The following is a 25,599-nucleotide window of genomic DNA, read 5'->3' on the forward strand; positions in this document are numbered from 1 at the left end:
AATAACCTAGTATTTAAAATTTAACTTTAGGTACTTCTTTTTCCGACTCGTTAGTTTGTAAGTAATCAACCTTCTTAAAGCCGTGGATATGAGCAACTATGTTAGATGGGAAAGTTAAAAGTTTTTGATCATATAAGGCAGCTGATGAATTGTACAGTTGTCTGGAATAAGCAATCTTGTTTTCAGTGTTAGTTAATTCTTCTTGTAGTTTCAAGAAGTTTTGATTTGCTTTAAGATCAGGATAATTTTCTGATAAAGCAAAAATTGACTTAAGGGCATCGGAAATTTGGTTAGAAACCTTCAGAGTTTGAGCATGGTCATCACTAGGAATATTTGTTAACTGGTTACGCAAATGAACAACGTTTTCTAAAGTTTCTTTTTCGTGTTTAGCGTAACCTTTAGTAGTTTCGACCAAGTTAGGGATTAGATCATTACGCCGCTTCAATTGTACGTCGATCTGGCTCCAAGACTCATCGGTGTAAACCTTGGCTTTTTGTAAACCGTTGTATACTGCAATGTAAACTATAACTAATAAAATAGCAATTATTACAATTATCCAAGTTAAACTGATCATAATTTTCCTCCTTAATTTATATCACTCAATTATAACTGATTATGAAGCTTTTGAATATAAAAAAGAAGCTTATGCTATCTCTCATTAGCAAAGCTTTATTGATTTTATTAAATTAATAAAAGACCCCAGCCGGCAACGGTTAGAACCAGCAGACCAATAAACTGCATTACGGACCATTTCTTGAAGAATTCGCCCCTTGAAACTGTAGCGTTTTGGGTAAAAGTTTTTAATACTAGCATGTTAGCCATTGAACCGATGGGAGAGCCAAAACCGCCGATATTGGAGCCGAGGAATAATGCCTCCGCGTACGGGGTAAACTTACCAACTAAAATAGTTGCAGGAACATTGCTGATAATTTGACTGGAGATAATCGAGGTGAAGTAGGTCGAGCTTTCCGAATTGATCATTGTGTGAATGATACTGACAATCATTGGAATCTGTTGAATATCACTAATAAAAATAAAAAAGCAGGTAAAAGTTAATAGTAGAGCAAAGTCTACTTTAAGTAAAATTCTGGGGTTGATTAATAAAGCTAGTATAATTGCCACAATCATCGGAATGGCAACGTTAATCACCTTAAAGACCCCTAAGAAAAATAGGGCAAAAACCGCAGTCGTGATGATTGTCGGTCTTAAACTAATATTAATCTGTTTAATGTCTTGCCGCGGAATTTCTTTACGAGGAATGAAGTGAAAAATAATAAACGTGATGATCAGCGCCATTAATAGATATGGCAATGACCATGAGAAAAACTGTAGGGCGCTAACAGAATATTTGCTGACCAAAAAAATATTGTGAGGATTACCCCACGGTGTAAAAGCAGCACCAATATTTGCCCCCATCCCAATTAAAGTAACGGGCAAGATTTGAGGCAAATCACATCTTTTGGCGATATTCAAATACAAGGGAATTAATGTAAGCGCTGTTATGTCGTTGCCGAGAAACATCCCAGCAATAATTGCTAAGAGTGTAAACAAAATGTTTAATTTCTGCATATTGTCGGCAATACTGGTCAATTTATACGCCAACACGTCTAACACGTGCAGGTAGGCGTATATTTGAATAATGATTAGCATCGCGGCAACTGAAAATATTGTATGAAGGTTGATATCTTCAAGCCGCGGTCTAGCAAAAAAAAGACTAATAATCGTTATTACAAAAGTAATCTGCAGGATTTTATCACTAAAAACCTTTTTCAAGACGGTCATAAAATGTCCCCTTTCACAAGTTACAATCATCTATAATCGCTATATACATTTTGACCTTTTTTCCTCGTATTCGCAATAATAAATTTTCATATTGAAAATGCTCTTTTACTATAAACATAATTTTTGACACTATAACTTAATATATCTTATACTTGAGAAAATTGCTAAGGTTTAGGAGGAAATATTAAAATGAGTGATTCCGAATCAGTAAAAATGAACGTTAAATCAAGTGCTGCTGATAAGATTAGAAAAAGTGTGAAAGATGGACAAGTTGTTTTACTTTCATTAAATGACGGTTCTAACAAATATTCTAATATTGCTGGCAGCTGTGCTGCCGGTACTCGTTTTCAATTTGTAGTTTTGGATAAGCAAGATCCGGAATTTTCAATTAAAGTTGAAAATAATGCCGGCTTGGATTTATACACCAGTCCTGCAGAAATGCAATATTTAGGCAACAACTTGGTTGTTGATGAAAAGAATGCAGCTATTAGTTTAGCTGATGACAGTGGTGTAATTGATGCAGCTATGACTGTCAGTGCAAATAATTAGTGTTATAAACTAATAATATCTAATTAAAAATCACCTAATTTTTTAGCGGTCTCATTGAGGCCGCTTTTTTGCTCAAACCAAAAAGTCACACTCAAAAAGCGCATCTTGCTTCATTATAGCTTAAGTGGTAAACTATATAAGATTTTCGAAAATCTTGAAAGGAAGTATAGTACTATGCGTAAAGGTGAGAATTACAACACTGGTTGTGAGCCAAACCAAAGACCTAAGAACAAGAGAAATGGCAAAAAGCGTGTTGCGCACGTAGCAGCAGTTGTTGCTTTCTTGAACAAGGCCAAAGCAGACGAAAATAAATAGTCTGTTTTTAATTAAGACTAAAGGGTGGATGAAGCTTTCGTCCACCTTTTTTTATTGCTCTAAATTGAGTAAAATTAAATGGAAGTAATTACTTTTTGCTTTAAGGAGAATACTTAAAAGTGAAGTTTCAATGCAGTGCGTGCGGTTTGCGCATAAATGCCAAACATTTTAAACAAACAGGCTTGCTTAACCCTAAATTAACCAGTATTTGCGATCTGTGTATCCAGAGAGGGGAAGCGCCGGAAAATTTTGCCAATATTGCGGTAAAAGTCTTTGCGCAGTGTCTACTGTTTACTTTTGTAGGAAAAGATGATGACTCAGAAAGCCCCACGCTTTTAATTGCCAAAAATGACCTGCGCAAGCGCTATGAAGCTTTTATTCAGGATTATGACGGCAATGAATTAGCCCAGCAGCAACTATCAGTACATAATTTTAATCAGGCAGTAATTGACAGTGAAACGGGTCAAACTGATTTTGTGCCCAGCAGCGAGTTTACTTTTGCCGAAAATCTAAGTAAATTAGGCCTAAACGTCGACTTTAAGCTCAATGAAGTGGATTATATTGACCGTGAGCGTATTCGTGCTAAATACCATTATCGCTGCCAATATTGCGGCAGGCGCGGCCGCAGCGTTGATCACAAAGATCCGGTTTCGCTGTCACATAATAATGATTTTGACAACCTGATTTTATCCTGCACGGAATGCAATCGCATCAAGTCTAACATGCCGTATAAATTGTTTGTCAGTTTAAATAATGAAATCCCTGAAGTTAACCACAAACTCGTCAAATATGAAGACGCTCTTGCTACTTTGAAGGGTGAATTTGAGGAAAAACGTCGCGAATTAGCTGCTAAGATGCACCTAAAAGGCGTTGTTAATGATCCCGAACTTGACCAGATGCGTAAGCAAAACAAAAAACTGCAGGATGCAATTGATAGCTTGGAAAGCGATTATAACGACTTGCGTTCTTTACGCGAGCAGCACTTTATGACTGGTTGGAAACTAGCGCAAGTAAACACAAAAGAAGATATTATTTAACTTTTAAAAGGCTTACAATGAAGTTAAGGAAAAAGGGAGGTTAAAAAATGAAGTCAACTAAATTCAAGCAAAATATTTTAGCAAAATTGGGGATCAGTATGGCTGCCGCAGTCTTGGGCATGATGAGTGGCGCTAATCTAGTCCAGAATGTTGTGGCAGCTTCTGCTACACCTGCTGCTAAAGATCAAACTGCAAAAACAACACCGACTGCAACCAGCACTGTCAATAATCAGCTGGGCTTTTGGACTGGCACAGATGGCAGTTGCACTTGGCAATATGATGTTCTTACCAATACACTGACTATTAGCGGTGCTAAGGGAGCACAATTGTCAAGTACGCCTTTTACTAAAGAATTCAAATGGGCTGGGAATATTGAACATATTGTTTTTGAAAATCCGATTCAAATGGCTCCGGACTCAAAAGAAAAATTTGCTCAATTAAGTTCACTGCAAGATATCAAAGGTATAGACAAAGTTGATACCAGCAACGTAACTAATATGTCGAAGTTGTTTTCTGACGATTCGAACTTAACCAGTCTTGATGTCAGCCATTTTGATACTAGCCGGGTAACCGATATGAGTCAAATGTTTTTGGGTCTAAAAACGACCGAACTAGATGTCAGTCACTTTGATACCAAAAATGTAGTGAACATGAACGGCATGTTTGCATTCACAAAAGCCAAGCAGTTGGATCTGAAGAATTTTAATACATCTAAAGTAGCTGACATGGGAAGTATGTTTACCAATACGGTTGTTACAAAATTGGACCTAGACCACTTTGATACCAGTAATGTAACTAACATGGCCAACATGTTTGGTGAAGCTAAGGTCACACAACTTAATCTTAAAAACTTTAATACGCAAAATGTAACAAATATGAGTGGGATGTTCGCAAATGACAGCCTAACTAACTTAGACCTAAGTAATTTTGACACCCACAATGTTACCAAAATGAATGGTATGTTTGAAAAGCTTAAAAAAGTAACCAGTCTTGATTTAAGCAATTTTAATACCCAAAATGTGACTACAATGGCCTATATGTTTGCGGACGCGCCTGATTTAGTAAAAGTAAACACCACTGGCTGGGATACCCGCAACTTAACAGATACTCAGTATATGTTTAAAAATATGAATAGCTTAACTGATTTCGATTTGGGTAATTTGAATACCAGTAAAGTCAAAGATATGACTGGGATGTTTATCGGTTTTAACCATCTTGATCAATTGGACTTAAGTAAATTAGACACACGCAATGTCATTTCTATGGTTGGTATGTTTGAAAATGTCTCCAACGTTAAGAAAATTGATGTCAGTCATTTTGATGTTCGCAAAGTTACGCGCACTTTCAATATGTTTAGAAAATGTACGGCTTTATCTGAAGTAAATTTAAAGGGTTGGAACCCAAAGAGTTTAACGGATATGGCTAACATGTTTAGGAATGATAAAAATTTAGTTAATGTTGATTTAGGTAAGCTGAACACCAAAAATGTTTCCAGTATGGCTGACCTATTCAGAAATGATACCAAGTTGGAAACTGTAGACCTGCATGACTGGAACACGAGTAAAGTATATGCGACGGCTAGAATGTTCATGGATTGTCCTAATCTAACTTATGTCAACTTACACGGGTGGAAAATGCCCAAGTTAGAAGATTCAACGCAAATGTTTTATCACGATAAAAGCCTGATCGGTGTGGATCTTAGTCATTTTAATATTCATAATAGTCAAATATTATTGGAGGCTGGCAATCCTAAAGGGTTTGCTGTAAAGCTGGGCCATTACCGTTTGCGTAAGAGTTCAGGTGTAGGTCAAGGATTTAAGCATATTCAGGCTGTAGGCAAAGGAACAATTAGAAATCCGAAAGGCAAAAAATATACTGCAAAGCAATTATTCAGGCTGTATAATCATTCTGCCAAAAAGAGCCCTAAAGAAACTTATGTCATGTATAATGGTAAAAAACCACAGCTGCCAAAATCATTTCATTTTTAATCTTTAGTAAAATAAAAGGATTAGTTCATTTCAGAACTAATCCTTTTTAATTTGGCTTTCCAGCAAACTTTAACTAAAATCTTCGAAGTACAAAGTATCTATCTGGGTTTTAGTGGTTTCTAATAACCAGTTTGCTTGGTCTACTTGTGCCAAAGTTGCTTTTGCTGATCTTAAAACCACAGCTGCGTTAACTAAAGCATAGTCGTAACTAAGCATAAGTTCACCGTGACGGCCATTGCTGTCACCAATTTGCTGCCCAGAATCAAAGGCTTTTTGTAGCTGTGCTTTATCGCTGTCAGTGGCTATTTTTTGTTTCTGCTCAGTTTCTGCAGGTTTATTTAAAGGTGAAAGCTTTATACCGTCATAAAATTTCACGTCGCTCGCTTTAACGAAACTGTTAACGGAAATTATTTTTTCAGCGGTAGTTAAAGTGCTCCCAGCATTTTGAGAGTCTGTCTTAGGACTGCTTAATTGTGTACCGTCATTATTGAGGAGGTCTTTTTTGTTAAAGCTGCTGCTTAAAAGATGGTAATACAATTCAGCCTTATTTGTTGTTGCATTCCAAATATAGAACAAGCCGTCAACATTGAAGATGGACAGCTCCGCAGCATTAAAGCTAACTCCAACAGGGTTGCCCGTGACATCATACAACTTAATATTTGCAGTCTTCTTTGATTTCACAAAACTGCATACTTGAACAAAGTAATTGGAAGTTGGCAAATAGTTTCTTAAATTGATGTAGCTTTCATCTATGTACTCATTAGGATGATCATGCAGACGGAAAATATAGCCTTCAAAGTCTTCTGCCCAAGGTTGAACAGCCAAATCGACTTTTATTTTCTGCCCCTTTTTTAAAACATGTTTCGTTGTCTTATTTTTGATAGTTTGAGTTGCTGTCTTTTTTAAGACCGTGGCAGTTGTAACCCCATTGTAAGTTAGAGGATAACCATCTAAGCTTGCCACATTATAGGCTTTGACATAGCGATTTTTACCAATGGCATAATAATTTTTCCCTTTAATTTTTGTAAGAGGAAGGTAGAAAAAGTGCTCATCGTTATCTGATTTAAAGTATTTACTATAATAGTATTTCGGCTTTGATTTAACTTGTTTAACTTTGCCCTGATACTTAACAATAGCGCGCTTAGGTAAAGTGTAACCACTCTTGTTACCGGCTTTAGTATATACAGCTGATTTCTGTAATAAAACCAATTTGCCCTTTTTACTGTTCTTACCGTTAACTTCCTTGACATCTGCTGCATTAATGTAGCAACCATCACCAATATTATAGAATTTTTGCCCATTAATTATTTTGGTGCCGTAATATTCTACGATACCTGCGTCAAAATTAGGAATGTATCTATAGCCATTTATATCATTGTCAGCATTTGATAGATCTGCTTTCTTGTTTTTAATTTTATGACCATATTTATTATAAAGATGGGCATCATAGATTAACGTGATTTTACCCTTTGCGGTCTTTTTACTGGTTCTGGCAGCTGCAACTGTCTGTATTTGATTGCAATTTGCTAAAAAAGGTGTGACGATCAATGCCAAAGCCGTAATCGCCAAACAGATTTTTTTGGTAAGTTTCATGATTTACCTCCTTACTAATCCTTTCTACTAAATTTATTATAACCTAATATAGGGGTAGTAATACATGTCTTACAGTAAAAGAATAATAGTCTGGCAAAGTTTAACTTAAGTTTTAAATTATTAATTAGTTTTAAGTAAAATACTCGTATAATTAGGGTAAGAGAAAAGAGGTGTCAAGATGAAGATACCAAATTTAAGCAAGTTTAAAAAAACTGGGATAGGTATTGCAACAATGGCATTAGGTTTAGTCGTAATGGTGCAATCTAACTTAAATGTAGCTGCAGCAACACCTACTGTTGTCCCAGTTAGTGCGACAGGTTTGCCAGCTGATGCTGGTCTGTGGACTGGCACTGATGGCAGCTGCACATGGAAATACGACGTTATTAGCAGAACCCTGCGGATTAGTGGCGCGCAAAAGAATAGTCAATTATCAAGTACACCGTTTTTAAAACAGTTTAAATGGTCTGGTAATATTGAGCATATTGTGTTTGAAACACCAGTTCAAATGGCTCCGAATTCGGCAGAAAAGTTTTTCGGTCTGGAGTATTTGGAGGATATTACAGGTCTCGACAAAGTTGATACTAGTCAAGTGACAAATATGGCTTTGCTTTTTGCTAATGACAAAGCTCTAACTAAAGCTGATGTGAGTCACTTTGATACCAGCCAAGTGACTAGCATGGAACGAATGTTTGACAATACAGGACTAACAGAAGTAGATTTGAGCGGTTTTAATACCAGCAAAGTCACAAATATGAGCGGTATGTTTAGAAACAGCCCGATGAAACATCTTAATCTGAAAAGTTTTGCTACCAGCCAGGTGACCGATATGGGAGATATGTTTGCGGATAGCGATGTGGCAGAGCTTGATCTGACTAATTTTAATACCGGTAATGTCACTAACATGTCTGGTATGTTTGCTGGAATAAAAGTTCCTGAACTAAATCTTGAGCACTTTAACACTAGTAAAGTTAATAATATGTCTGGTATGTTTTCCAGTACCCAAAATCTGTCAAGTCTTGATTTGAGTAATTTTGATACCAGTCAAGTGACTGATATGGCGGAAATGTTTAGGGGTAGTAAAGTTACTCACTTAAACTTGGCTAATTGGGACACCAAAAACGTCACCAGTATGAAAAATATGTTCCAAGGATGTTCTGACTTAACTAAACTTGACTTAAGTGGCTTTAATACCGGTAATGTTACAGATATGGCGGGGATGTTTGCAAAATTCGCTCATTTGGATCAGCTAAATTTCAGTCACTTTGATACGAGTAAAGTTAAAGATATGAAAGAAATGTTCGCCCACAATCCGGCTGCTACTAGTTTGGATTTAAGCAGTTTTGATACCAGCAACGTTACTAATATGATCTCGCTGTTTTCTGGAGACAGTTCTTTGGCCAAACTCAATTTAACAGGCTGGAACACCAAGAACGTACGCTGGATGAATTCAATGTTCAGTGGCGACAGCAGTTTAAAAGACATTGACTTGAGGCACTTTAATACTGCCAAAGTTACTGATATGCTGAGGATGTTTAAAGGTGCAAAAAGTCTGGAGCAGCTTGACCTGCATACTTGGGATACACGCCAGGTTACCAGGGTCAGCCAAATGTTTATGGACTGTGATAATCTTGTTTTTGTTGATCTGCGTGGCTGGCGGTTACCAAAAATGTATGATTCAACGGAAATGTTTACTAATGATCAAGAGCTCGCTGGAGTTGATTTAAGCCATTTTAATATTCACAATAGTCAGATTTTGAAAAATGCTGGTAATCCAAAAGGCTTTGCTGTCAAGCTCGGTCATTACCGCTTACGTAAGAGTTCGGGAGTAGGTCAAGGATTTAAACATATTCAAGCTGTTGGCAAAGGCACAATTGCCAAGCCTCGGGGCAAGAAATATACTGCAAAACAATTGCTTAAACTGTATAACCATTCGGCTAAAAAGAGCCCCAAGGAAACTTATGTCATGTATAATGGCAAAAAGCCGCAGCTGCCTAAAGGGTTCAAACTTAAATAGATAAGACAAAAAAGGCTAGTTCGTTTTTAATTACGAATTAGTCTTTTTGTTTATGTTAAAAAATTAATCACCGGGAGGAGTAGACATAGTTGTCAGCTGCTTTTTAGCGGTTTTAACATACCAGACAGCTTCATCTACCTGCGTGACAGTTGCCTTATCAGACCTTAACATAGCAGAAGCGTTTCTTAAGGCACAATCATAATTAGACATAAGATCATGATAAGCGCTATTTTGTTCTAGATCTTTTCCTTCATTAAAAAGTGTGAGCAGTTCCTGTTTGTCAGCTCCTGTCGCAATCTTTTGCCCATTTTCAGCCTGCTCAATCGTATTCAGTGCCTTTAGCTTTAACCCGCTGACGTATTTCACATCGTTCACCTTAATAAAGTTATTGCCATAGATTAATGCTTGCTTTTTTGCAGGGTAAGTTGGTTCTGAATTTGGCACCGAGTTTGGTTTGTTGGCATCAATCACACTAGCGTCACTGTAATTTAAACAATGATAAAACAGTTCCGCCTTATTTTCCTCAGGTACCCAGAGGTACATTAAGCCATCAACTGTCAGATTACTGTATTGTGGCTTTATAATACGTTTACCAATTGTCTTGCCAGATGTGTCATAAAGTTCAACGCTGTTATCTGTCACTGGCGTAACGTAAGTATAAACTAAGTCGCGATAGTCAATGATAGGCAAATTCTTTTTCAATTTAACATCGTCTTCATCAACATATTCATCTGGATAGTCGTGCAGTCTGTAAAGATAACCCTCAAAGCCATCATTTTGGTAAGGAATAACAGTTAAATCAAGTTTAATCTTCTGTCCTTTTTTCAGTTTACGTTTAACGGCAGAATAATTTACCGTTATGCTGGCGGTGTTCTTAAGAACAGTCGCTGACGAAACACCGTTGTAGCGAGCAATGTGACCGTTAATATAGCCGATGTTAGCTGCTTTAATGTAACTGTTATGTCCTAAGGAGTAAAAATATTTTCCTTTTATTTTGTGGGCAGGTACGTATTTGGGCTGGAAGTACCTTGCGACATCCTTAAGGTAGTAAAAATATTTGGGTGTTTTAGTAGCAGTCTTAGCTTTTCCTTGGTACTTAACAACTGTATTAGTTCTTAATTTCTTTCCCGTTGTTTTGCCAGTCTTGGTGTAAATCAGTGCATCGTGTTTGATAGTCAATTTACCTTGTGTGATATTGCGCCCATTGACTTTTAAAACATTAGCACTATTAATGTAATAGTTATGCCCCAAGTGGTAAAACTTTTGTCCGTTAATTTTTTTAGTGCCGTAGTAGAGATAGCTGGTTCTACTGTCATCATCATAAACTATCATTTCTGTAGTCAAATAGCCCTTGGGATCAGCATTAAAGCCGTTAGGAATGTTATAGCTATGTGTACCCCGATTTTGCTTCAATTTTATTTTATGGCCTGACGGGTTGTAAACATAATCACTCTCAAGCAGCGTGACTTTTCCTTTGGCTTTCTGAGCTGCTTCTACCGTTTGGGAGTTAGCGGTATATGGCAAAAATAGAGTGGTGGATAGGGCCAGGGCTGTTAAGCCAATGCCAACTTTCTTGAAAAATTTCATATCTTCACCTCATTATCTGTGATTTTGTACCTAATATAATTATAACGTAAACTAGTTAATAAATTTAGAGCAAACAGACGTTCATTTATTTTTGCTAGCGGACAAATGCTTGTATAATTAGGTTAGTAAGTGTCTGAAAGTAAATAAAAAGAAGATGTCATGATGAAGCAAGAATCATTATTTGCAAATAGTGGGCAAAATGAACCATTGGCTAACCGCGTACGGCCCCAAAACCTAGATCAATTTGTGGGGCAAGAACAGCTGCTGGGACCGGGGAAAATATTGCGCGAAATCATTGATAATGACCAAGTTTCCTCAATGATTTTTTGGGGACCACCGGGAGTCGGCAAAACGACTTTGGCTGAAATAATTGCCCGGCAGAGTCAGGCGAGCTTTTTTAATTTTAGTGCGGTTGACAGCAGCATTACTAAAATCCGCAAAATTATGAAGCAGGCTGAAGCAGAACACGAAGTGGGGCAAAAAACGCTGGTATTTGTAGATGAAATCCATCGTTTTAACAAAGCACAACAAGATGCTTTTTTACCCTACGTTGAACGTGGCAGTATCATTTTAATTGGCGCCACGACCGAAAATCCTTCCTTTGAAGTTAACTCGGCGCTGCTTTCACGCTGCAAGGTTTTTGTCTTAAAACCGCTTGAAGTCAAAGATATTATCAAGTTATTGCAAAATGCTTTGCGCAACCCTAACGGTTTTGGCAAGTTAACCGTTAAAATCAGTGAGCAGGAGATTAAAGCCATTGCCAAATTTGCCAACGGTGACGCCAGAACAGCTTTAAACACGCTGGAGATGGCAGTTTTAAACGGTCATAAAACTGGCAATACGATTGCTGTGACTATGGATAGTCTGGGACAATTAATTACCCAAAAGTCAGTCCTGTATGATAAAGACGGAGAAGAACACTACAATATCATCTCCGCTTTGCATAAATCAATGCGTAACAGCGATGTGGACGCGGCAATTTATTGGCTGTCGCGGATGCTTGAAGGAGGAGAAGATCCGCTTTATATTGCACGTAGACTAGTGCGTTTTGCCAGTGAAGATATTGGCTTGGCAGATACTAATGCGCTGAATGTGGCGGTCAACGTCTTTCAGGCTTGTCAATTTATAGGGATGCCGGAATGTGATGTTCATTTGACGGAAGCAGTGATTTATTTGTCGCTTGCGCCAAAATCAAATGCGGTTTATAAAGCTAGATTAGCCGCTGAAGAAGATGTTAAGAAGACGATTGATGAACCAGTACCTTTGCAGATTCGCAACGCCCCGACTAAGTTAATGAAAGATTTGGGCTATGGTAAAGGTTACCAGCTCGCGCATTATGCTAAAGACAAGTTAACGACAATGAAAACTATGCCACCGAGTTTAGAGGGACACGAATATTATTTGCCAACCTCGCAAGGTCATGAAGACCGCTTTAAAAAGAGGCTGGAGCAGATTAAAGAATGGCACAGAGAACACGATAAATAGAAAGTCTAACCTCATTAGTTTTAATTACCAGGACACTAAAAGAATAATATAGCAGATCGATTAGCTAGATGATGATTAAGCATACACTGCTATTTGAGCATTAAGTAAAAAGCGGGCAAACCACAATTTAAGTGGTTTGCCTGTTTTTGTGCTCTTTCTTTTCTGTGGCAATATTTATTTAAATTCACTATTTGACGAAAACCATGTTGCCTGAAGCCCACATAATGTAAAAAAACAGAATAACACTAATTATTAGAGCTAATAGCCAACCCAAAACCAAACTTATAATAAAGGTAATATGTTTGTGTTGAAAAAATGTTGTTAATACTTCCGCCAAAGCTGATAGTAGAAGACCTAAGGCGCCAACGCTTAAATCAACAGATTTGAAAAACGGTAAGATTAAAACCAATAAGAATGCGCCTAATACAATAAACCATAAATATTTATAGCCATGATCTATTAGCAGTTGTTCTTTCATCGTAGTCTGGTTTCTGGTCATTATCAATAGCTCCAATCATGATATTGCCAAGATTTATTATGCACAAAGCAAGATTAAATTCTTCACAGATACAAGAAACAGTTATAATTTTAACTTTTATTTATATCAATGATAATATTTACTTATAGGTTAGTACATAAATATTAAATTGTAAAATTTTTAATTAGAGATAAATTAAGCTGATTTTTGACCAATCTAAAACAGATGTAATAGCTGATATTTCTAACAGAACAAGTGCAGTGACTAATAGAACCTTTGACTAATACCACATTTCATTTATAATTATAAATAATAAAATAATTAAAATAAATCGAAAAAGAAAGGCTGTGGGAAATGAGATGAAAATGAAATTAGCAAGAGTTGCTTTACTGTGGTTGTGTATAATTGAAATGGAGGCTTTTTTCTCCAATAAGCCGAATTATAACTTAATATGGTCAATTAGTGCATTCATCATAACAATAATTGCTACAGCTTGCTTTGAAGTAAAAGAAGAAACATTTACTAAGCAAGTCGAAAATGATTTATTTTATTTTATGGCATTACAAGGTGCACCTATTAGTTTTGAAACTTTATATTTATTGAATATGACAGATGAGCAAGAAGATCACCCATTAGTGATACTCTTAATTATTGTCTTAAATCTAATCTGTGTGCTTTTATTTGACTATTTAATTAATCGGGCTAAATTTTACCAAGCTGAAGGTAAAAATGAGTAAAATTTAACAAGATTTGAGTACCAGGCAACTATACTGCTTGGTATTTTTTTCTAGCATAAAGTACATTAGACTATTTGATATATACAGATTTCTCAGCTGGCTCTTCCGATAGCTTTTTTAGTTTAGAGTAATACATGTAGGAGCATTTATTCGATAAAATTGTTTCAGTCTTGTAAACATAATTTGCAATTTACAAAGCAGAAACATTAATAATATACTTAAATAAAGTAGCAGCGTATGCATAATAACAAGTGATTATATGAATATAGGCAAAAAATGAGTAGTACATCAGTAATAGAAAACGTAGAAATTAACGGCGCTAAACTTTATTTTTCAATTAGTTCAAAGCAAGGCCGGAAACCAATCATTTTATACTTGCATGGTGGACCGGGCGATGCCTGCATCCCCTTGACTAAAAAATTTAATAGCGAACTGGAAGATCATTTTATCTTTGTCAATCTGGAACAAAGGGGCAGCGGCCTATCGTATTACAAATTTTCACCTGAAGAAAACTTGTCCATTAATACCATCTTGACAGATATTCATCAGTTTGTGCTTTATTTATTAAAACGGTTAAAACAAGATAAATTGATTATTATGGGTCATTCTTGGGGCACAGTTTTAGGACTCTATTTTATTCAAAAGTATCCAGAGCTGGTTACGGAATATATCGGAATTGGTCAAGTCGTTAATATGAAAAAGAATATTGCTCTACAAAAAGCTTTTTTACGAACAAAAATGAAAAACACTGCCAAACTTGACCAACTTGATTTTGTCCATGAACCAACTAAAGCCAGCCTCAAATTAACTAAAATGATTGTGGCTTATGGCGGTTCAATCTACGGCGCTAAAAACTACCGCAAATTAATTGGTCCTTTTATATCTGCTAAAGATTATTCTTTTAAAGACTTAATTCATCGCTTGCAGGGTTCGAAGCAATCAATTCAATATTTTTGGGAAGAACTAATGGACGTTAATTTTGAAAATATCCTGCATTTTGCCGTTCCCATCACTTTCTGTGAGGGCAGGCATGACCATCATGTGTCCTCGCAGTTGGCTGCAGAATATGCTGCTAAAATTACTAGTCCGTGCAATATAATTTGGTTTGACCATTCTGGTCATTTCCCGCAGTGGGAAGAACCAACTAAATTTAATCAGGAAATTATTGGACTTTTAGAGCCACAAGCAAACTAAAAAAACTGGCAAATCACGTTATTAACAGCGTGAGTTTACCAGTTTTTTATATTTAATTAGACCTTATTAATTATTCTGAAAATTACTCAAAAACTTGACGGTTTTTTCATTTTCCGGGTGATTGAATAATTGATCTGGCGTGCCTTGTTCAGTAATTACGCCATCGCTAATGAAAAACATTTGGTCGGAAATCTCCTTCGCAAACGCCATTTCGTGGGTTACGATAATCATCGTTAAACCAGTAGTAGCCAGATTCTTCATGACGCTTAAAACTTCACCGACCATTTCTGGATCCAAAGCACTAGTAGGCTCATCAAATAACAGAATTTCAGGATCCATGCAGATTGCGCGGGCAATCGCAACCCGTTGTTGTTGTCCACCTGAAAGTTGGCTGGGACGAGCATTAACGTATTGCTCCATACCTACTTTTTTCAGATTAGCAAGTGCAATTTTACGCGCCTCGTCTTTTGACCGTTTTAATACTAATTCTTGACCTACCATACAATTAGCTAAAACATTCTTATTTTCAAACAAGTCAAATTGTTGGAAAACCATGCCGACTTTAGCACGATAAATATTGCGATTGTAGTTTGGTGCCAAAACATTTTCACCATGAAAATCAATTTCACCAGCAGTAGGTTCTTCAAGCAGGTTGATACAGCGCAAAGTAGTTGATTTACCGCCACCTGAAGGACCGATAATGGTGGCAATTTCACCTTTATTAATGTCAAAAGAGATATCTTTTAACACTTGGTGTTCACCAAATGTTTTCTTGATGTGCTTTAAACTTAAAATAGTTTCGTTTGTTTCAGTCATTAGTTCTTAGCCTCCATGTCTTTTGGTGTGCCCACTTGAACTTGGTTTGCCATTAAGTTGTAATTCTTACTTCCTTGGAGGTGTTTTTCAATTAAGTTGAATATTCTGGTAATGGTAAAGGTCAAGATGAGGTAGATAGCAGAAATTGTTAAGTAAGTTGGGAAGAACTTAAATGTCTGACTCGCAATCGTTGAACCAACAAAGAACAACTCTGAGACGGAGATGATACTCAAAACTGAGGTATCCTTGATATTAACGATAAATTCATTAGTAATTGAAGGAAGACAATTCTTGATTGCTTGTGGCAGAATAATATGCCACATTCTCTGGTTGTGGGTCATTCCTAACGCACTGGCCGCTTCAAACTGACCTTCGGGTGTAGAAATAATTCCTCCCCTAATGATTTCTGCTAAATACGCTCCAGTGTTGATCGAAACAATGATTAGTGCGGCGACCGTTCTGTCAATATTCAGGTGCCAGAATTGGGCAATACCATAGTAAATCACAGCTGCTTGCACCATCATTGGCGTACCCCGGAAAATCTCAATATAAACCGAAAGCAGCCAGTTAACAAACTTGAGCAGCCATCTTTTACCACTGGTAGTTGGTGTAGGAATAGTTCTGACAATACCCACTGCCAGACCGATAAAGAAACCTGCAATAGTACCAACTGAAGCTAAAAGCAAGGTCATACCGATACCGTTTAAAATCATGCCGCCATATTGGCGCCACATAGATATTAACCAAGGTTCTGACTTAGTCTTTTTACCTTTTTTATCACTATCAGTTTTAGGCTGCTGCTTAACAGCTTCAGTCATTAACCTAACCCTTTTTGCTTGAGGAATAGTAGCTAAAATTTGGTTGACACTCTTGAGCAGTGCCTTGTTAGGCTTGGCAATTCCGATTGAGGTAACAGATTCTTCCTTAGTAGCGTGGAAACCAGCCATTTTGCTGACAGGAATTGACTTAATGTCAGGATCAACCATCTTAAAGGAAGTTGATTCAGTGTCTTCGGCAACATAGCCGTCAATGGTACCGGAGATTAAACTTTGCCGCATTGCCGCAAAATCGCGCATAGCTGGTTGTCTCTTAGCACCTTTTAACTGCTTGATTAAATCATAGTGGAAAGTACCCTGTTGCGCTGTTAATTTTGCACCCTTAAAGTCAGTCAGCTTTTTAGCGTTGGCGTATCTGCTGTTAAGTTTGGTAATTACCACAAAAGTACTGTTTCTATATGGCTGAGAGAAATTAATGGCTTTTTCACGTTCAGCTGTTGGGCTCATGCCAGCGATAATCAAATCGGCTTTGCCGCTGGTCAAAGCGGGGAGTAAACCATCCCATTCAGTCTTAACAACTTCTACTTTTCTATGTAATTTTTGACCAATAATTTTGGCAATTTTAACGTCATAACCATTGGCGTATTCTTTTGAGCCTTCAATTGGCACAGCATCATTGGCATCATTAGTCTGTGTCCAATTGTACGGCTGATAATTAGCTTCCATGGCGACTTTGAGCGTACCGTCGTCCTTTTTGGCACTAACTTCATTCAGGCTAAAATTAGCCCCAATGCCCAAACAGGTGAACAGGGCAACTAAGGTAGCCAACCACTTAAATCTTGACTTCATTTTGAAAACCTCCACAAAATATGTTTCAAATAAAGCCAACACAATAAAAGCGTAAATAAAAAACTCGCTGTTACGCAAAACAACGAGGTTATAATCTATTATTAGAACAAATCATATAGCGCTCCCCGGGGACTAACCGGGACAGTCTGCAAAATATTCTCTTGCAGCCCAACAAGAAGATTGAAACGAACAACATCCTTGTTTCGGCGGTAATTCTTACGCTAACCTTCAAAGTGTTCGCTCACTCAGATTAGTTTCGTAACAACCGCGACCTCTATTGCATTGGAAATTATTTAACTTAGAAAAATAATAGGCTATTAAGAGAGACTTGTCAATAATTTTATTTAAAAAATATTTTATAATTATCTCATTTATTTTCTTTTACTATTTTAAAAGACTTCTGCAAGCTGCTCTTATCGCCAGCCGTTATCTGCTTGATAAGCGCTCTTTTTCATTCTAGAAACATAGGGGTTACCGGCAACATAATAACGTAATTTTTTGTTAGCCCATTCTAATTCAGATTGACTAACACCAATTCTGGCACTGGTTTTAATTTCCTTAGCCCACTTTTTATGATTATCATCTAAATCAATTTTAAATGGGGAATCAGACAAGAAGTGTAAATTCCATTTTTTATCGTGAATGCCAAAAGCCTGCATCATTTTAGCAGGACCATTAGTTAAAAGCACACCGTCTTTGCCCCCGCGGTTTTTAATCATCTGCTCTATACCCCAGACTGGTTCGATAGCCCTGATTAAAACTCCTTGCGGCTCATTATATTCTTGCGTTGCGACATCGAAAAAGAAGTACTGTCTTTGAGCGTAAATATAAATGGTGCCGCCTTTGCGATAAAGACCTTCATTCGCTGGGCTGCGATGGCCGCCGTAAGAATGTGCTGCCCGGTCTTTGACCCCTAAATATGCTTCAGCCTCCACAATATAGCCACCCATTATATTCTGACCATCATTATATGTTAATGGTCTGCCGATTAAGTCTTTAGTAATAGCAGCAGTTGGTTTATTAGTAAAATAAGTTGAATAATTCATTTTTTCTTCCGTGTAGTAAACTTAAACTAAAAGGAGATATTATCATGACAAAAATAAAAGTAGTGCGCATTTATGAACATGAGCAGCCTGCTGGCTACCGCATTTTAGTTGATCGTCTGTGGCCACGAGGCAAAAGCAAAAAAGATGCTAATTTGGATGAGTGGGTCAAAGAAATTGGTCCCAGCACCGAATTGCGTAAGTGGTTCAATCACGATGATACTAAATATCCTGAGTTTAGGCAAAAGTACATTGCTGAATTGGAGCATAATCCAGCGACCACAGCTTTTGTTGATCAGGTTAAAGCCAAGCTTGCCGAACAAGATGTCCTTTTTCTTTATGGCGCTAAAAACAAAGAACACAACCAGGCAGTTGTGCTCAAAGAATATGTTGAACAAAGATTATAGTTTTTGACTTTTCTTTTAGTACGCAAAAAGTGAAAAGTAATGGTTAAAATTAGGATGCTGAAAACGAGCAATTCGAATAGCCTAATGGGCTTTTTAAAAAATTAGAGCTGTTTAAAAACATCCAGTGCGTCTGCAATAATAGCAGAAATTCCTTCTGCCGGAATAGCTGTTTTATTGATTGCCCAAACTTTGGCACCGGCTTGCCTATATGATAATAATTGGGCAAATGGATACACAACAAAACTGGTGCCTGAAATAATTACGAGGTCAGAATTCTGCATTGCGTTGACAGATTTGGCTAAACTGTCACCATTAATTGCTTCACCGTATAAAACAATTCCTGGTCTGATAATACCGCCACAATTTTCATGACGGTAGGACTTAGCGTATTCAGCGTAGTCAACAGCTTTGTGACATTTAGTGCAGTAGATATTATAGAGACAGCCGTGAAATTCAGTCACGTGTTTATTACCCGCTTTGGTATCTAAGCCGTCAACATTTTGGGTGATTAAATCGCCTTTTTCGTTGCAGATAGCAGCAATTTTCTCGTGGATGTCGTTTGGCTTGGCGTCAGGGAAGTACATATTATCCATTACGAACTTGTAGAAAAAGTCAGGGCGCTGATAAAGAGTTTCTTCGCTCAATATTGTTTCTGGACTTTCAGAAACGCCGTCATAAATGCCGTTTTTAGAGCGGTAATCAGGAATACCTGAATGAGTCGATACTCCTGCGCCCGTCAAAAAAGTAACGTGGCGTGCCTGATCAATATCATTTTTTAACTCAGTTATCTTGTTAGAATCAATCATAATTTTGCCTTTCTTAAAACTAGTTCTGCTACTGCTAGTTTACTACAAGATTTTGTCTAACATATAGGGTTATTGCAATAAAACCATGCCATCAGTTATTGACAGCATGGTTTTTGTTTATTAAAGAATTTGGATACCGTGCTCTTGGCACTTGGTAATCATGTCATGCGGCCAAACGCTGGCTTGAACTTCTCCAATGTGAGCTTTCCCCAGCAAAAGCATACATAACCGTGATTGTCCAATACCGCCACCAATGGTATAAGGCAATTCCCCGTCAAGCAGCATCCGGTGAAATTCCAGCTTTTCGCGTTCAAGGCAATCAGCCTTTTTTAATTGTGCGTGCAAACTTTCAGGACTAACGCGAATGCCCATTGAGGAAATCTCGATTTTTTGCTTTAAAGGTTCATACCAGAAAATCAGATCGCCGTTTAGTTGCCAGTCATCATAATCCGGGGCACGACCATCATGAGGTTTACCACTTCTTTTCAGTTTGTCACCAACTTTCATAATAAAGACCGCCTTTTCTTCCGCGGTAATCTTGTTTTCTCTTTCTTCAGGGCTGATGTCTGGCCAGCGGTCTTCTAATTCCTGTGTAGTGATAAAGTAAAGTTTTTCTGGTAAACGATAAGTAGAGGCAGGGTAGCGGAAAGCACAGCCAGCTTCAATCTCTTTAATGGCAGCAAAAATTTTAGTAACAGTATTTTTAAGGGTTTCTTCCGTTCTTTCCTCCTTAGCAATGATTTTTTCCCAATCCCATTGATCAACATAAATTGAGTGGAAATTGTCTAAGTCTTCATCGCGGCGAATGGCGTTCATGTTAGTATAAAGACCTTCGTGCATGTGAAAGTCGTATTTTTTCAGTGCCATTCTTTTCCATTTAGCAAGGGAATGGACGATTTCAACTGTATCATCTGCCGGTAAGTCCTTCGCATCAAAAGCAACGGGACGTTCAACGCCATTTAAGTTGTCGTTTAAACCAGTATTTTTTTCAACAAACAGCGGGGCAGACATCCGCTGTAAGTTTAATTTTTTAGCCAAAATCTTTTGAAATTCTTCACGAATGAAAACAATCGCAGCTTCAGTGTCACGAATGGTAAGAGTAGGGTGATAACCTGCAGGTAAAATTAAAGTCATTGTGTTGACCTCCTATGATTTTAAGGAAAAGAAAAAGCCTCCATCCCGTTTTTAATAAAACAAGGACGAAAGGCTTTTTCCGCGGTACCACCTTAATTGCCCTAAATAAGGGCCAACTCATGAAGCACTAACATGCTCCACCAGCGTGGTAACGTACTGGAGACGACACAACCTACTTTCACGTAAATTTCAGCGTGCTGCTAAAAGTGTTTTTCAATAATTCAGGGTCTAACAGTTTCCCACTATCACCGTTTCACTTAAAGAAATAAATTATTTACTCGTCTTTTTCACTGCATTTAATTTAATAGTAATTTAACAATAATTTCAATAAAAATTCAAGTAATATTTTATTTATTTTGTGAATATTTGGTGAAGAAATGCTATTCGTTAAATTTTATCTGTTAGTACATGCTTAACATCAGAAAGCGAATCAACTAAATAATCTGCTGCAGCTTGGGAAAAGGGAAAGCGTTCCTCTTTTAAGGCAATAGTGAACATTCCGGCATTTTTACCAGCCGCAATGCCATAATCCGAATCTTCAATCACCACGCATTGCTTATTTTCTAAGCCTAGTTTGGCTGCCACAGTATTATAAATCTCAGGGTTGGGTTTTGATTGCTTGAACATATTGCCACTGATCACCGGATCAAAAAATTGCGTTAGCTGACACTGCGTCAATACAGTCTTGATTTTTTCTGGAGCTCCAGAAGACGCCAAGGCAAGTTTTAACCCTTGCTTTTGCAGCCACTTTAATAGCGGAATTGCATCAGGATTTAATAATTTCCGGTAGTTAATTGGGCGGTCCTTAAAGTATTGTTGAAATTTTTGATAATAGGCACGGTAATTAGGTTCACCAGAATAGTATTTTGAAATAATATCAAAGTACATTTTTTTATTTCCGCCAACCATTTTGATGAGTTCCTGGTCGGGAACGGCAACACCTAAATAGTCCAAGTATTCTTTTTGGCGTTTCAACTGTAATGGTTCACTATCAATTAACACACCATCCATATCAAAAATAACAGCTTTGAACATATATTCTTACCTCTGCTTCTTGATCTTGTCGTATTCTGCAGCAATTTGCTGCACCACAGTATTAGTGGTTGGTCGTTCAATGTACTTGGAAATGGTCTTGGTGATACCCATTTCTTTGATGTCTGCTTGAATTTTCATCGCTTGAGAATCACGAGGCTCGTCATAGGCAAATGCTGCTGCCAGTGCTTTTACATGGGCGGTATATGGCAGATGATATTTTTCACACAGATTGATTACGCCCATTAAGCGGTCGTTTTTACCAACTTTACGGATAGGATCAAAGCCTACACGATAAATTGAATCTGACATTTCGTCCTTAGCAGCCGGTAAATATTCCAGTTCCCGAATTTGATCACGTGTTACCGGATATTCATACAGGACGGCTTCTATTGTTTCGTCATGGACACCCTGAACTAGCTGGTGGACTTTCTCGTCTGTTTCAGCTTTTGCAATATCATCATATCCTTGCAGGTAGCCTTCATAGGCAGTAGTAGCATGGGGACCATTAATAGTGAAAACTTTGATATCTTTTAACATTTCTACATTGTCACGCACATCAAGCCACTTAACATCGCTAAAATCTGAGTATACGGGACCTTGGATAATAAGAGAAGCTACAGCTGTTGTTACTAACTTGGTCGCATAATTTGAATCCGCGTCGGTTGAACGGCGAACGATTGAGTCTCTTATTACCACGTTTTGATCAAACCAATTTCTCACTTCGTCATCAGCCAAGTGACTGCGGAAGTCTTGGGTTATTTGGTTAATCAAATGGTTTTTATTAGTCAGGCAAATTAGAGTCTTTTTTGCAGTGGGATCAACTTTAAATTGTTGGTTAAAGTAAACGGCTAATTCATTTGCCGCTGCAGGAAAATCACTGGGATAGAGGGGCAGCATTAATAAATCTGCCTTTAAAAAAGCCTTTAACACATGCTCGTAATCGTCTACCAGGTAGGCGTCATAATTTTTAATAGTATTCGTGAAGACGCGTTTGGTAGTGTGAACACTTACTTCATAGGTATGGGTCCGGTTCATTTCCTGAATAACGCGGGGATCGATATCTAAGAAAGTAATTTTCCACCCGGCATTATAAAATGTTTCTCCCATAAAGCCTTTACCCAAACGACCTGCACCAACAATTATTACATTTTTCATGTTTAAAATAACCCTCCGATAAAATTTTTTATTCAAATACTGCTAAAATTTCTTCAGGGCTTTTGGCAGTCCTGATTTTTTCTACATTTGCTTCATCCATTAAAGTCTGAGAAATCACTTTCAGAATATTGAGATGATCATCGCCTTCGCCGGCCAATCCCAAAAGGACATAAGCAATTTCATTTTTACCAAACTTGACTCCGTCAGGAACTTGAATGATTGATATTCCTGTTTTCTTAATTGCACCCCGTGTGTCTTCAAGACCATGTGGTACAGCAACGTGGTTACCGATATATACCGGCAAATCTTGATTTCTTTCAATCATTTGGTCGATATAATCTGGTGTAACGTAGCTGTTATCAACTAATATTTGTCCCGCTGCTCTAATGGCATCATCAACACTGGCAAATTTTTGATTGAGACGGATATTGTTAACGTTTAAGATTTGAGGATCAAGTTCTGGCTTTTTGGCCTGCTCCTCAGCGGGAGCTTCTGCTGTACCGCTGCTATTTTGCTTTTTAACAAAATCAATTACTTCTTTATAATTAGTATCTTTTAGAAAGTTATTAATTGGAATAAAAGTGGTATCTGGGTTATTACTGCTTGCTTTAGCCCGGTCAATTAGAGAATCAAGTGTAACTACCAGATCCGCATCTTGATCAATTTGGTTGGCAGAAGAATTTTTAACCTGAATGTCCGTTAAATTTTCTTTTTGCAATAACAGCTTTAAGACAGAAGCACCCATTGCACTGGAACCCATTCCGGAATCGCAGGCAACAATAATTTTCTTAATTTTGCCTTTCGCAGGCTTAACAACAAAATCATCTGTAGTTTTAACTTCATGATCGTCAACCGTGAAGGATAAAGTGGGGTCAACATCTTCTTTTGGTGGGAAGACCTTTAGTAAAAACGTACCGATTGCTGCAGCTACAAGGAAACCCGCAACAATTGAAACTAGATTAGCGAAAATGGCATCACGTGGAGTCATAATTGCAATATTGATTAAACTGCCAGGTGAGGCTACACCGATTAGACCGCCACCAAAAATAACTTGCAGATAAAGGGAAACTGCCAAACCACCCATTGTGGCAAAAATCATGATTGGGTTTCCCAGCACAAATGGAAAGTAGACTTCACCAATTCCAGCGATACCGGCAATAAACATTGCCATAGGTGCAGTATTTTTTGCTTTACCCTTGCCAAAGATCGAGATTGAGAGCAGAGTGCCAAGAAGTGGCCCGCAGTTACTATCGACTAAGAACATGATTGATTTTCCGGCTTTAGCTGCTTGTGCAAAACCGATAGGAGCTAAAATTCCGTGATTAACAACATTGTTTAAGAATAAAACTTGTGCGGGAGCCATAAAGACAGACAATAACGGAATCACCTTATTCTTAGTGGCCCAGTTAACACCTGCTGTAATCATTGCAATTAAGCCCCTAATTGCGGGGCCAACCGTGATAAACGCTAAAATACAATAAAATGCCCCGATAATACCTAAACTGAAATTATTTACCAGCATTTCAAAACCGGGTCTGATTTTGTTTTCGACGGCATGGTCAAACTTTTTCAGTGTCCAGGCTGCTAGTGGAGCAATAACCATTGCGCCACTAATCATTGTGATGTTTGAACCCACAATAACGCCCATGCTGGCAAAAAGCCCGATGACGCCGCCTCTTTGTCCGTGAATGTTATATCCTGCTGTATAAGCTATTAATAAAGGAAAAACGTAGTCCAAGATTGGTGCGATCAGCTGATTTAATTCCTTGTTAGGCATCCAGCCATGCGGAATGAAAAGAGCAGCCATCAGCCCCCAACCAACAAAAGCGCCCAGGTTGGGCATGACCATTGCGCTCATAATGCCGCCAAAACGTCTGATTTTGGTTAAAACGGTTGAACTATTGCTATTTTGGTTCATAATCTCCACCTCCTATCTAGTGGATTTAGCTCCTGTAATGTTAATGGTGGTGCCAGAAATATAGGAAGCATGGTCGGAAGATAAATATGTAATTAAATCAGCAATCTCACTGATTTTTCCGGGACGACCCAAAGGAATAATCGCTTTGTAGTCTGAACTGATATTATTAGGATCCTGTCCTCTGGTGTAAGCCAATGCTTTGAAGGCTGCGTCATTATTCATTGGCGTACGCTCATTAACACCGGGAGCCACAGCAACTACTCTGATGTTAAATTGACCTAGTTCTTTGGCCCAGGCTTTGGTGTAAACTGCGACTGCTGCCTTGTTTCCTGAATAACAGCTCTGACCTTTAGATCCCTCTAAACCTGCTTCAGAAGACATATTAATGATCACGCCTGCTTTTTGCTTAATCATTACTCGTGCAACAGCTTGGGCACAGAAAACAACGCCTTTTTGATTGATATTGGTCATGAAGTCAAAGTCATCTTCACTAAGTTCATATTCGGGATGCGTGCCGTAATAATCGACTAACATACGTGGTCTGCTTACTCCCGCGTTATTAACTAAGACATCAATGTGACCGTATTGGTCGACAATTTGTTTGACAACCGCTGTAACTTCTTTTTGATGTGAGACATCACAAGTCATTGTTGCAACGTTTGCCTGATTTTTATGTGCGTCATTTGCGGCAACGTCTAGTGAAATTACTTGAGCCCCATTTGCGGCTAATTCATTAACCATTGCTTCACCAAGCCCCATACTGCCTCCAGTAACGATTGCTACTTTACCTTCTAAATTAACCCATTGTTGAGTCATAATCTGTATCTCCTTTTCTATATATTGCGGTCAAAATAGATACCGCTTTCATTAACCACCTGTATTCTATATGCGATTTATGCAA

At 37.8% G+C, this 25,599-nt stretch carries 23 protein-coding genes, 1 riboswitch and 1 other annotated feature; of the genes, 9 read left to right on the forward strand and 14 right to left on the reverse strand.

The window, feature by feature from the left end; all coding sequences use genetic code 11:
- Window positions 1-13: 13 nt before the first annotated feature.
- Both JF73_RS00750 and JF73_RS00755 read right to left on the reverse strand, forming a co-directional pair.
- Window positions 14-574, reverse strand: coding sequence for a LemA family protein (locus JF73_RS00750; RefSeq protein WP_038520788.1), 561 nt, complete (start codon window positions 572-574; stop codon window positions 14-16).
- 107 nt (window positions 575-681) lie between these two features.
- Window positions 682-1,782 (reverse strand): SLC13 family permease, encoded by a 1,101-nt coding sequence (locus JF73_RS00755; protein ID WP_046326583.1) that lies wholly within the window; start codon window positions 1,780-1,782, stop codon window positions 682-684.
- Window positions 1,783-1,971: 189 nt separating this feature from the next.
- On the opposite strand from JF73_RS00755, the gene JF73_RS00760 reads away from it, so the two are divergent.
- The 4 genes from JF73_RS00760 (at window position 1,972) to JF73_RS00770 (ending at window position 5,671) form a co-directional block, all read left to right on the forward strand.
- A complete protein-coding gene (locus JF73_RS00760; RefSeq protein ID WP_046326584.1) occupies window positions 1,972-2,331 on the forward strand; it encodes an iron-sulfur cluster biosynthesis family protein in 360 nt (119 codons plus the stop codon).
- A 174-nt stretch (window positions 2,332-2,505) separates the two neighbouring features.
- Window positions 2,506-2,646, forward strand: coding sequence for a hypothetical protein (locus tag JF73_RS09595; RefSeq protein ID WP_109917899.1), 141 nt, complete (start codon window positions 2,506-2,508; stop codon window positions 2,644-2,646).
- Window positions 2,647-2,765: 119 nt separating this feature from the next.
- Window positions 2,766-3,683 (forward strand): HNH endonuclease, encoded by a 918-nt coding sequence (locus tag JF73_RS00765; protein WP_046326585.1) that lies wholly within the window; start codon window positions 2,766-2,768, stop codon window positions 3,681-3,683.
- A gap of 47 nt (window positions 3,684-3,730) precedes the next feature.
- Complete coding sequence (locus tag JF73_RS00770; RefSeq protein WP_052727746.1) at window positions 3,731-5,671, forward strand: BspA family leucine-rich repeat surface protein; 1,941 nt, start codon at window positions 3,731-3,733, stop codon at window positions 5,669-5,671.
- Window positions 5,672-5,740: 69 nt separating this feature from the next.
- Here JF73_RS00770 and JF73_RS00775 read toward each other — a convergent pair whose 3' ends face one another.
- Window positions 5,741-7,264, reverse strand: a complete 1,524-nt coding sequence (locus JF73_RS00775; protein ID WP_046326586.1) for an SLAP domain-containing protein — start codon at window positions 7,262-7,264, stop codon at window positions 5,741-5,743.
- A gap of 178 nt (window positions 7,265-7,442) precedes the next feature.
- On the opposite strand from JF73_RS00775, the gene JF73_RS00780 reads away from it, so the two are divergent.
- Window positions 7,443-9,278, forward strand: coding sequence for a BspA family leucine-rich repeat surface protein (locus tag JF73_RS00780; protein ID WP_052727747.1), 1,836 nt, complete (start codon window positions 7,443-7,445; stop codon window positions 9,276-9,278).
- Window positions 9,279-9,341: 63 nt separating this feature from the next.
- Here the strand turns inward: JF73_RS00780 and JF73_RS00785 are convergent, their stop codons facing one another.
- A complete protein-coding gene (locus tag JF73_RS00785; RefSeq protein WP_046326587.1) occupies window positions 9,342-10,865 on the reverse strand; it encodes an SLAP domain-containing protein in 1,524 nt (507 codons plus the stop codon).
- A 162-nt stretch (window positions 10,866-11,027) separates the two neighbouring features.
- Between JF73_RS00785 and JF73_RS00790 the strand changes: the two genes are divergently transcribed.
- Window positions 11,028-12,350 carry a replication-associated recombination protein A gene (locus tag JF73_RS00790; protein ID WP_046326588.1) on the forward strand — a complete coding sequence of 441 codons (1,323 nt, stop codon included), beginning with the start codon at window positions 11,028-11,030 and terminating at the stop codon, window positions 12,348-12,350.
- A 187-nt stretch (window positions 12,351-12,537) separates the two neighbouring features.
- On the opposite strand, the gene JF73_RS00795 is transcribed toward JF73_RS00790, so the two are convergent.
- Window positions 12,538-12,849, reverse strand: coding sequence for a hypothetical protein (locus tag JF73_RS00795; RefSeq protein ID WP_046326589.1), 312 nt, complete (start codon window positions 12,847-12,849; stop codon window positions 12,538-12,540).
- Window positions 12,850-13,193: 344 nt separating this feature from the next.
- Between JF73_RS00795 and JF73_RS00800 the strand changes: the two genes are divergently transcribed.
- Both JF73_RS00800 and JF73_RS00805 read left to right on the forward strand, forming a co-directional pair.
- Complete coding sequence (locus tag JF73_RS00800) at window positions 13,194-13,565, forward strand: hypothetical protein (RefSeq protein WP_046326590.1); 372 nt, start codon at window positions 13,194-13,196, stop codon at window positions 13,563-13,565.
- A 276-nt stretch (window positions 13,566-13,841) separates the two neighbouring features.
- Entirely contained in the window at window positions 13,842-14,759 is a 918-nt protein-coding gene (locus tag JF73_RS00805) for an alpha/beta fold hydrolase (RefSeq protein ID WP_046326591.1), read from the forward strand.
- A gap of 66 nt (window positions 14,760-14,825) precedes the next feature.
- Here JF73_RS00805 and JF73_RS00810 read toward each other — a convergent pair whose 3' ends face one another.
- From JF73_RS00810 to JF73_RS00820, 3 genes are all read right to left on the reverse strand, one after another.
- A complete protein-coding gene (locus JF73_RS00810) occupies window positions 14,826-15,575 on the reverse strand; it encodes an amino acid ABC transporter ATP-binding protein (RefSeq protein WP_046326592.1) in 750 nt (249 codons plus the stop codon).
- Window positions 15,575-17,200, reverse strand: coding sequence for an ABC transporter substrate-binding protein/permease (locus JF73_RS00815; RefSeq protein ID WP_046326593.1), 1,626 nt, complete (start codon window positions 17,198-17,200; stop codon window positions 15,575-15,577). The genes JF73_RS00810 and JF73_RS00815 overlap by 1 nt, the downstream gene beginning before the upstream one ends.
- Before the next feature lie 108 nt (window positions 17,201-17,308).
- Window positions 17,309-17,485, reverse strand: a riboswitch (Lysine riboswitch).
- A gap of 128 nt (window positions 17,486-17,613) precedes the next feature.
- Entirely contained in the window at window positions 17,614-18,246 is a 633-nt protein-coding gene (locus JF73_RS00820; RefSeq protein WP_046326594.1) for a DNA-3-methyladenine glycosylase, read from the reverse strand.
- 44 nt (window positions 18,247-18,290) lie between these two features.
- Here JF73_RS00820 and JF73_RS00825 point away from each other — a divergent pair, with 44 nt between their 5' ends.
- Window positions 18,291-18,650 (forward strand): DUF488 domain-containing protein, encoded by a 360-nt coding sequence (locus JF73_RS00825; protein ID WP_046326595.1) that lies wholly within the window; start codon window positions 18,291-18,293, stop codon window positions 18,648-18,650.
- A gap of 101 nt (window positions 18,651-18,751) precedes the next feature.
- Here JF73_RS00825 and JF73_RS00830 read toward each other — a convergent pair whose 3' ends face one another.
- From JF73_RS00830 to JF73_RS00855, 6 genes are all read right to left on the reverse strand, one after another.
- On the reverse strand, window positions 18,752-19,456 hold the full coding sequence (locus tag JF73_RS00830; RefSeq protein ID WP_143435062.1) for an NAD-dependent protein deacylase: 705 nt from the start codon (window positions 19,454-19,456) through the stop codon (window positions 18,752-18,754).
- A gap of 120 nt (window positions 19,457-19,576) precedes the next feature.
- Window positions 19,577-20,590 (reverse strand): aspartate--ammonia ligase, encoded by a 1,014-nt coding sequence (gene asnA / locus JF73_RS00835; protein ID WP_046326596.1) that lies wholly within the window; start codon window positions 20,588-20,590, stop codon window positions 19,577-19,579.
- A 58-nt stretch (window positions 20,591-20,648) separates the two neighbouring features.
- Window positions 20,649-20,890: a binding site (T-box leader), on the reverse strand.
- An 87-nt stretch (window positions 20,891-20,977) separates the two neighbouring features.
- Window positions 20,978-21,625 (reverse strand): HAD family hydrolase, encoded by a 648-nt coding sequence (locus JF73_RS00840; protein WP_046326597.1) that lies wholly within the window; start codon window positions 21,623-21,625, stop codon window positions 20,978-20,980.
- A 6-nt stretch (window positions 21,626-21,631) separates the two neighbouring features.
- The gene (locus JF73_RS00845; RefSeq protein ID WP_046326598.1) at window positions 21,632-22,780 is read right to left on the reverse strand and encodes a mannitol dehydrogenase family protein; all 1,149 of its coding nucleotides are present in this window, start codon (window positions 22,778-22,780) and stop codon (window positions 21,632-21,634) included.
- A gap of 28 nt (window positions 22,781-22,808) precedes the next feature.
- Window positions 22,809-24,698: a PTS mannitol transporter subunit IICBA gene (locus JF73_RS00850; protein WP_046326599.1), complete on the reverse strand. Its 1,890-nt coding sequence runs from the start codon at window positions 24,696-24,698 to the stop codon at window positions 22,809-22,811.
- 12 nt (window positions 24,699-24,710) lie between these two features.
- Window positions 24,711-25,514, reverse strand: coding sequence for a sorbitol-6-phosphate dehydrogenase subunit (locus tag JF73_RS00855; protein WP_046326600.1), 804 nt, complete (start codon window positions 25,512-25,514; stop codon window positions 24,711-24,713).
- Window positions 25,515-25,599 lie beyond the last annotated feature (85 nt).

Source organism: Lactobacillus helsingborgensis, assembly GCF_000970855.1.
Lineage (GTDB): Bacteria > Bacillota > Bacilli > Lactobacillales > Lactobacillaceae > Lactobacillus > Lactobacillus helsingborgensis.

Coding starts and splice junctions, on each gene's coding strand:
- JF73_RS00750 (WP_038520788.1), bottom strand. CDS start 574: ATGATCAGTTTAACTTGGATAATTGTAATAATTGCTATTTTATTAGTT.
- JF73_RS00755 (WP_046326583.1), bottom strand. CDS start 1,782: ATGACCGTCTTGAAAAAGGTTTTTAGTGATAAAATCCTGCAGATTACT.
- JF73_RS00760 (WP_046326584.1), top strand. CDS start 1,972: ATGAGTGATTCCGAATCAGTAAAAATGAACGTTAAATCAAGTGCTGCT.
- JF73_RS09595 (WP_109917899.1), top strand. CDS start 2,506: ATGCGTAAAGGTGAGAATTACAACACTGGTTGTGAGCCAAACCAAAGA.
- JF73_RS00770 (WP_052727746.1), top strand. CDS start 3,731: ATGAAGTCAACTAAATTCAAGCAAAATATTTTAGCAAAATTGGGGATC.
- JF73_RS00775 (WP_046326586.1), bottom strand. CDS start 7,264: ATGAAACTTACCAAAAAAATCTGTTTGGCGATTACGGCTTTGGCATTG.
- JF73_RS00780 (WP_052727747.1), top strand. CDS start 7,443: ATGAAGATACCAAATTTAAGCAAGTTTAAAAAAACTGGGATAGGTATT.
- JF73_RS00785 (WP_046326587.1), bottom strand. CDS start 10,865: ATGAAATTTTTCAAGAAAGTTGGCATTGGCTTAACAGCCCTGGCCCTA.
- JF73_RS00790 (WP_046326588.1), top strand. CDS start 11,028: ATGAAGCAAGAATCATTATTTGCAAATAGTGGGCAAAATGAACCATTG.
- JF73_RS00795 (WP_046326589.1), bottom strand. CDS start 12,849: ATGACCAGAAACCAGACTACGATGAAAGAACAACTGCTAATAGATCAT.
- JF73_RS00800 (WP_046326590.1), top strand. CDS start 13,194: ATGAAATTAGCAAGAGTTGCTTTACTGTGGTTGTGTATAATTGAAATG.
- JF73_RS00805 (WP_046326591.1), top strand. CDS start 13,842: ATGAGTAGTACATCAGTAATAGAAAACGTAGAAATTAACGGCGCTAAA.
- JF73_RS00810 (WP_046326592.1), bottom strand. CDS start 15,575: ATGACTGAAACAAACGAAACTATTTTAAGTTTAAAGCACATCAAGAAA.
- JF73_RS00815 (WP_046326593.1), bottom strand. CDS start 17,200: ATGAAGTCAAGATTTAAGTGGTTGGCTACCTTAGTTGCCCTGTTCACC.
- JF73_RS00820 (WP_046326594.1), bottom strand. CDS start 18,246: ATGAATTATTCAACTTATTTTACTAATAAACCAACTGCTGCTATTACT.
- JF73_RS00825 (WP_046326595.1), top strand. CDS start 18,291: ATGACAAAAATAAAAGTAGTGCGCATTTATGAACATGAGCAGCCTGCT.
- JF73_RS00830 (WP_143435062.1), bottom strand. CDS start 19,456: ATGATTGATTCTAACAAGATAACTGAGTTAAAAAATGATATTGATCAG.
- asnA (WP_046326596.1), bottom strand. CDS start 20,590: ATGACTTTAATTTTACCTGCAGGTTATCACCCTACTCTTACCATTCGT.
- JF73_RS00840 (WP_046326597.1), bottom strand. CDS start 21,625: ATGTTCAAAGCTGTTATTTTTGATATGGATGGTGTGTTAATTGATAGT.
- JF73_RS00845 (WP_046326598.1), bottom strand. CDS start 22,780: ATGAAAAATGTAATAATTGTTGGTGCAGGTCGTTTGGGTAAAGGCTTT.
- JF73_RS00850 (WP_046326599.1), bottom strand. CDS start 24,698: ATGAACCAAAATAGCAATAGTTCAACCGTTTTAACCAAAATCAGACGT.
- JF73_RS00855 (WP_046326600.1), bottom strand. CDS start 25,514: ATGACTCAACAATGGGTTAATTTAGAAGGTAAAGTAGCAATCGTTACT.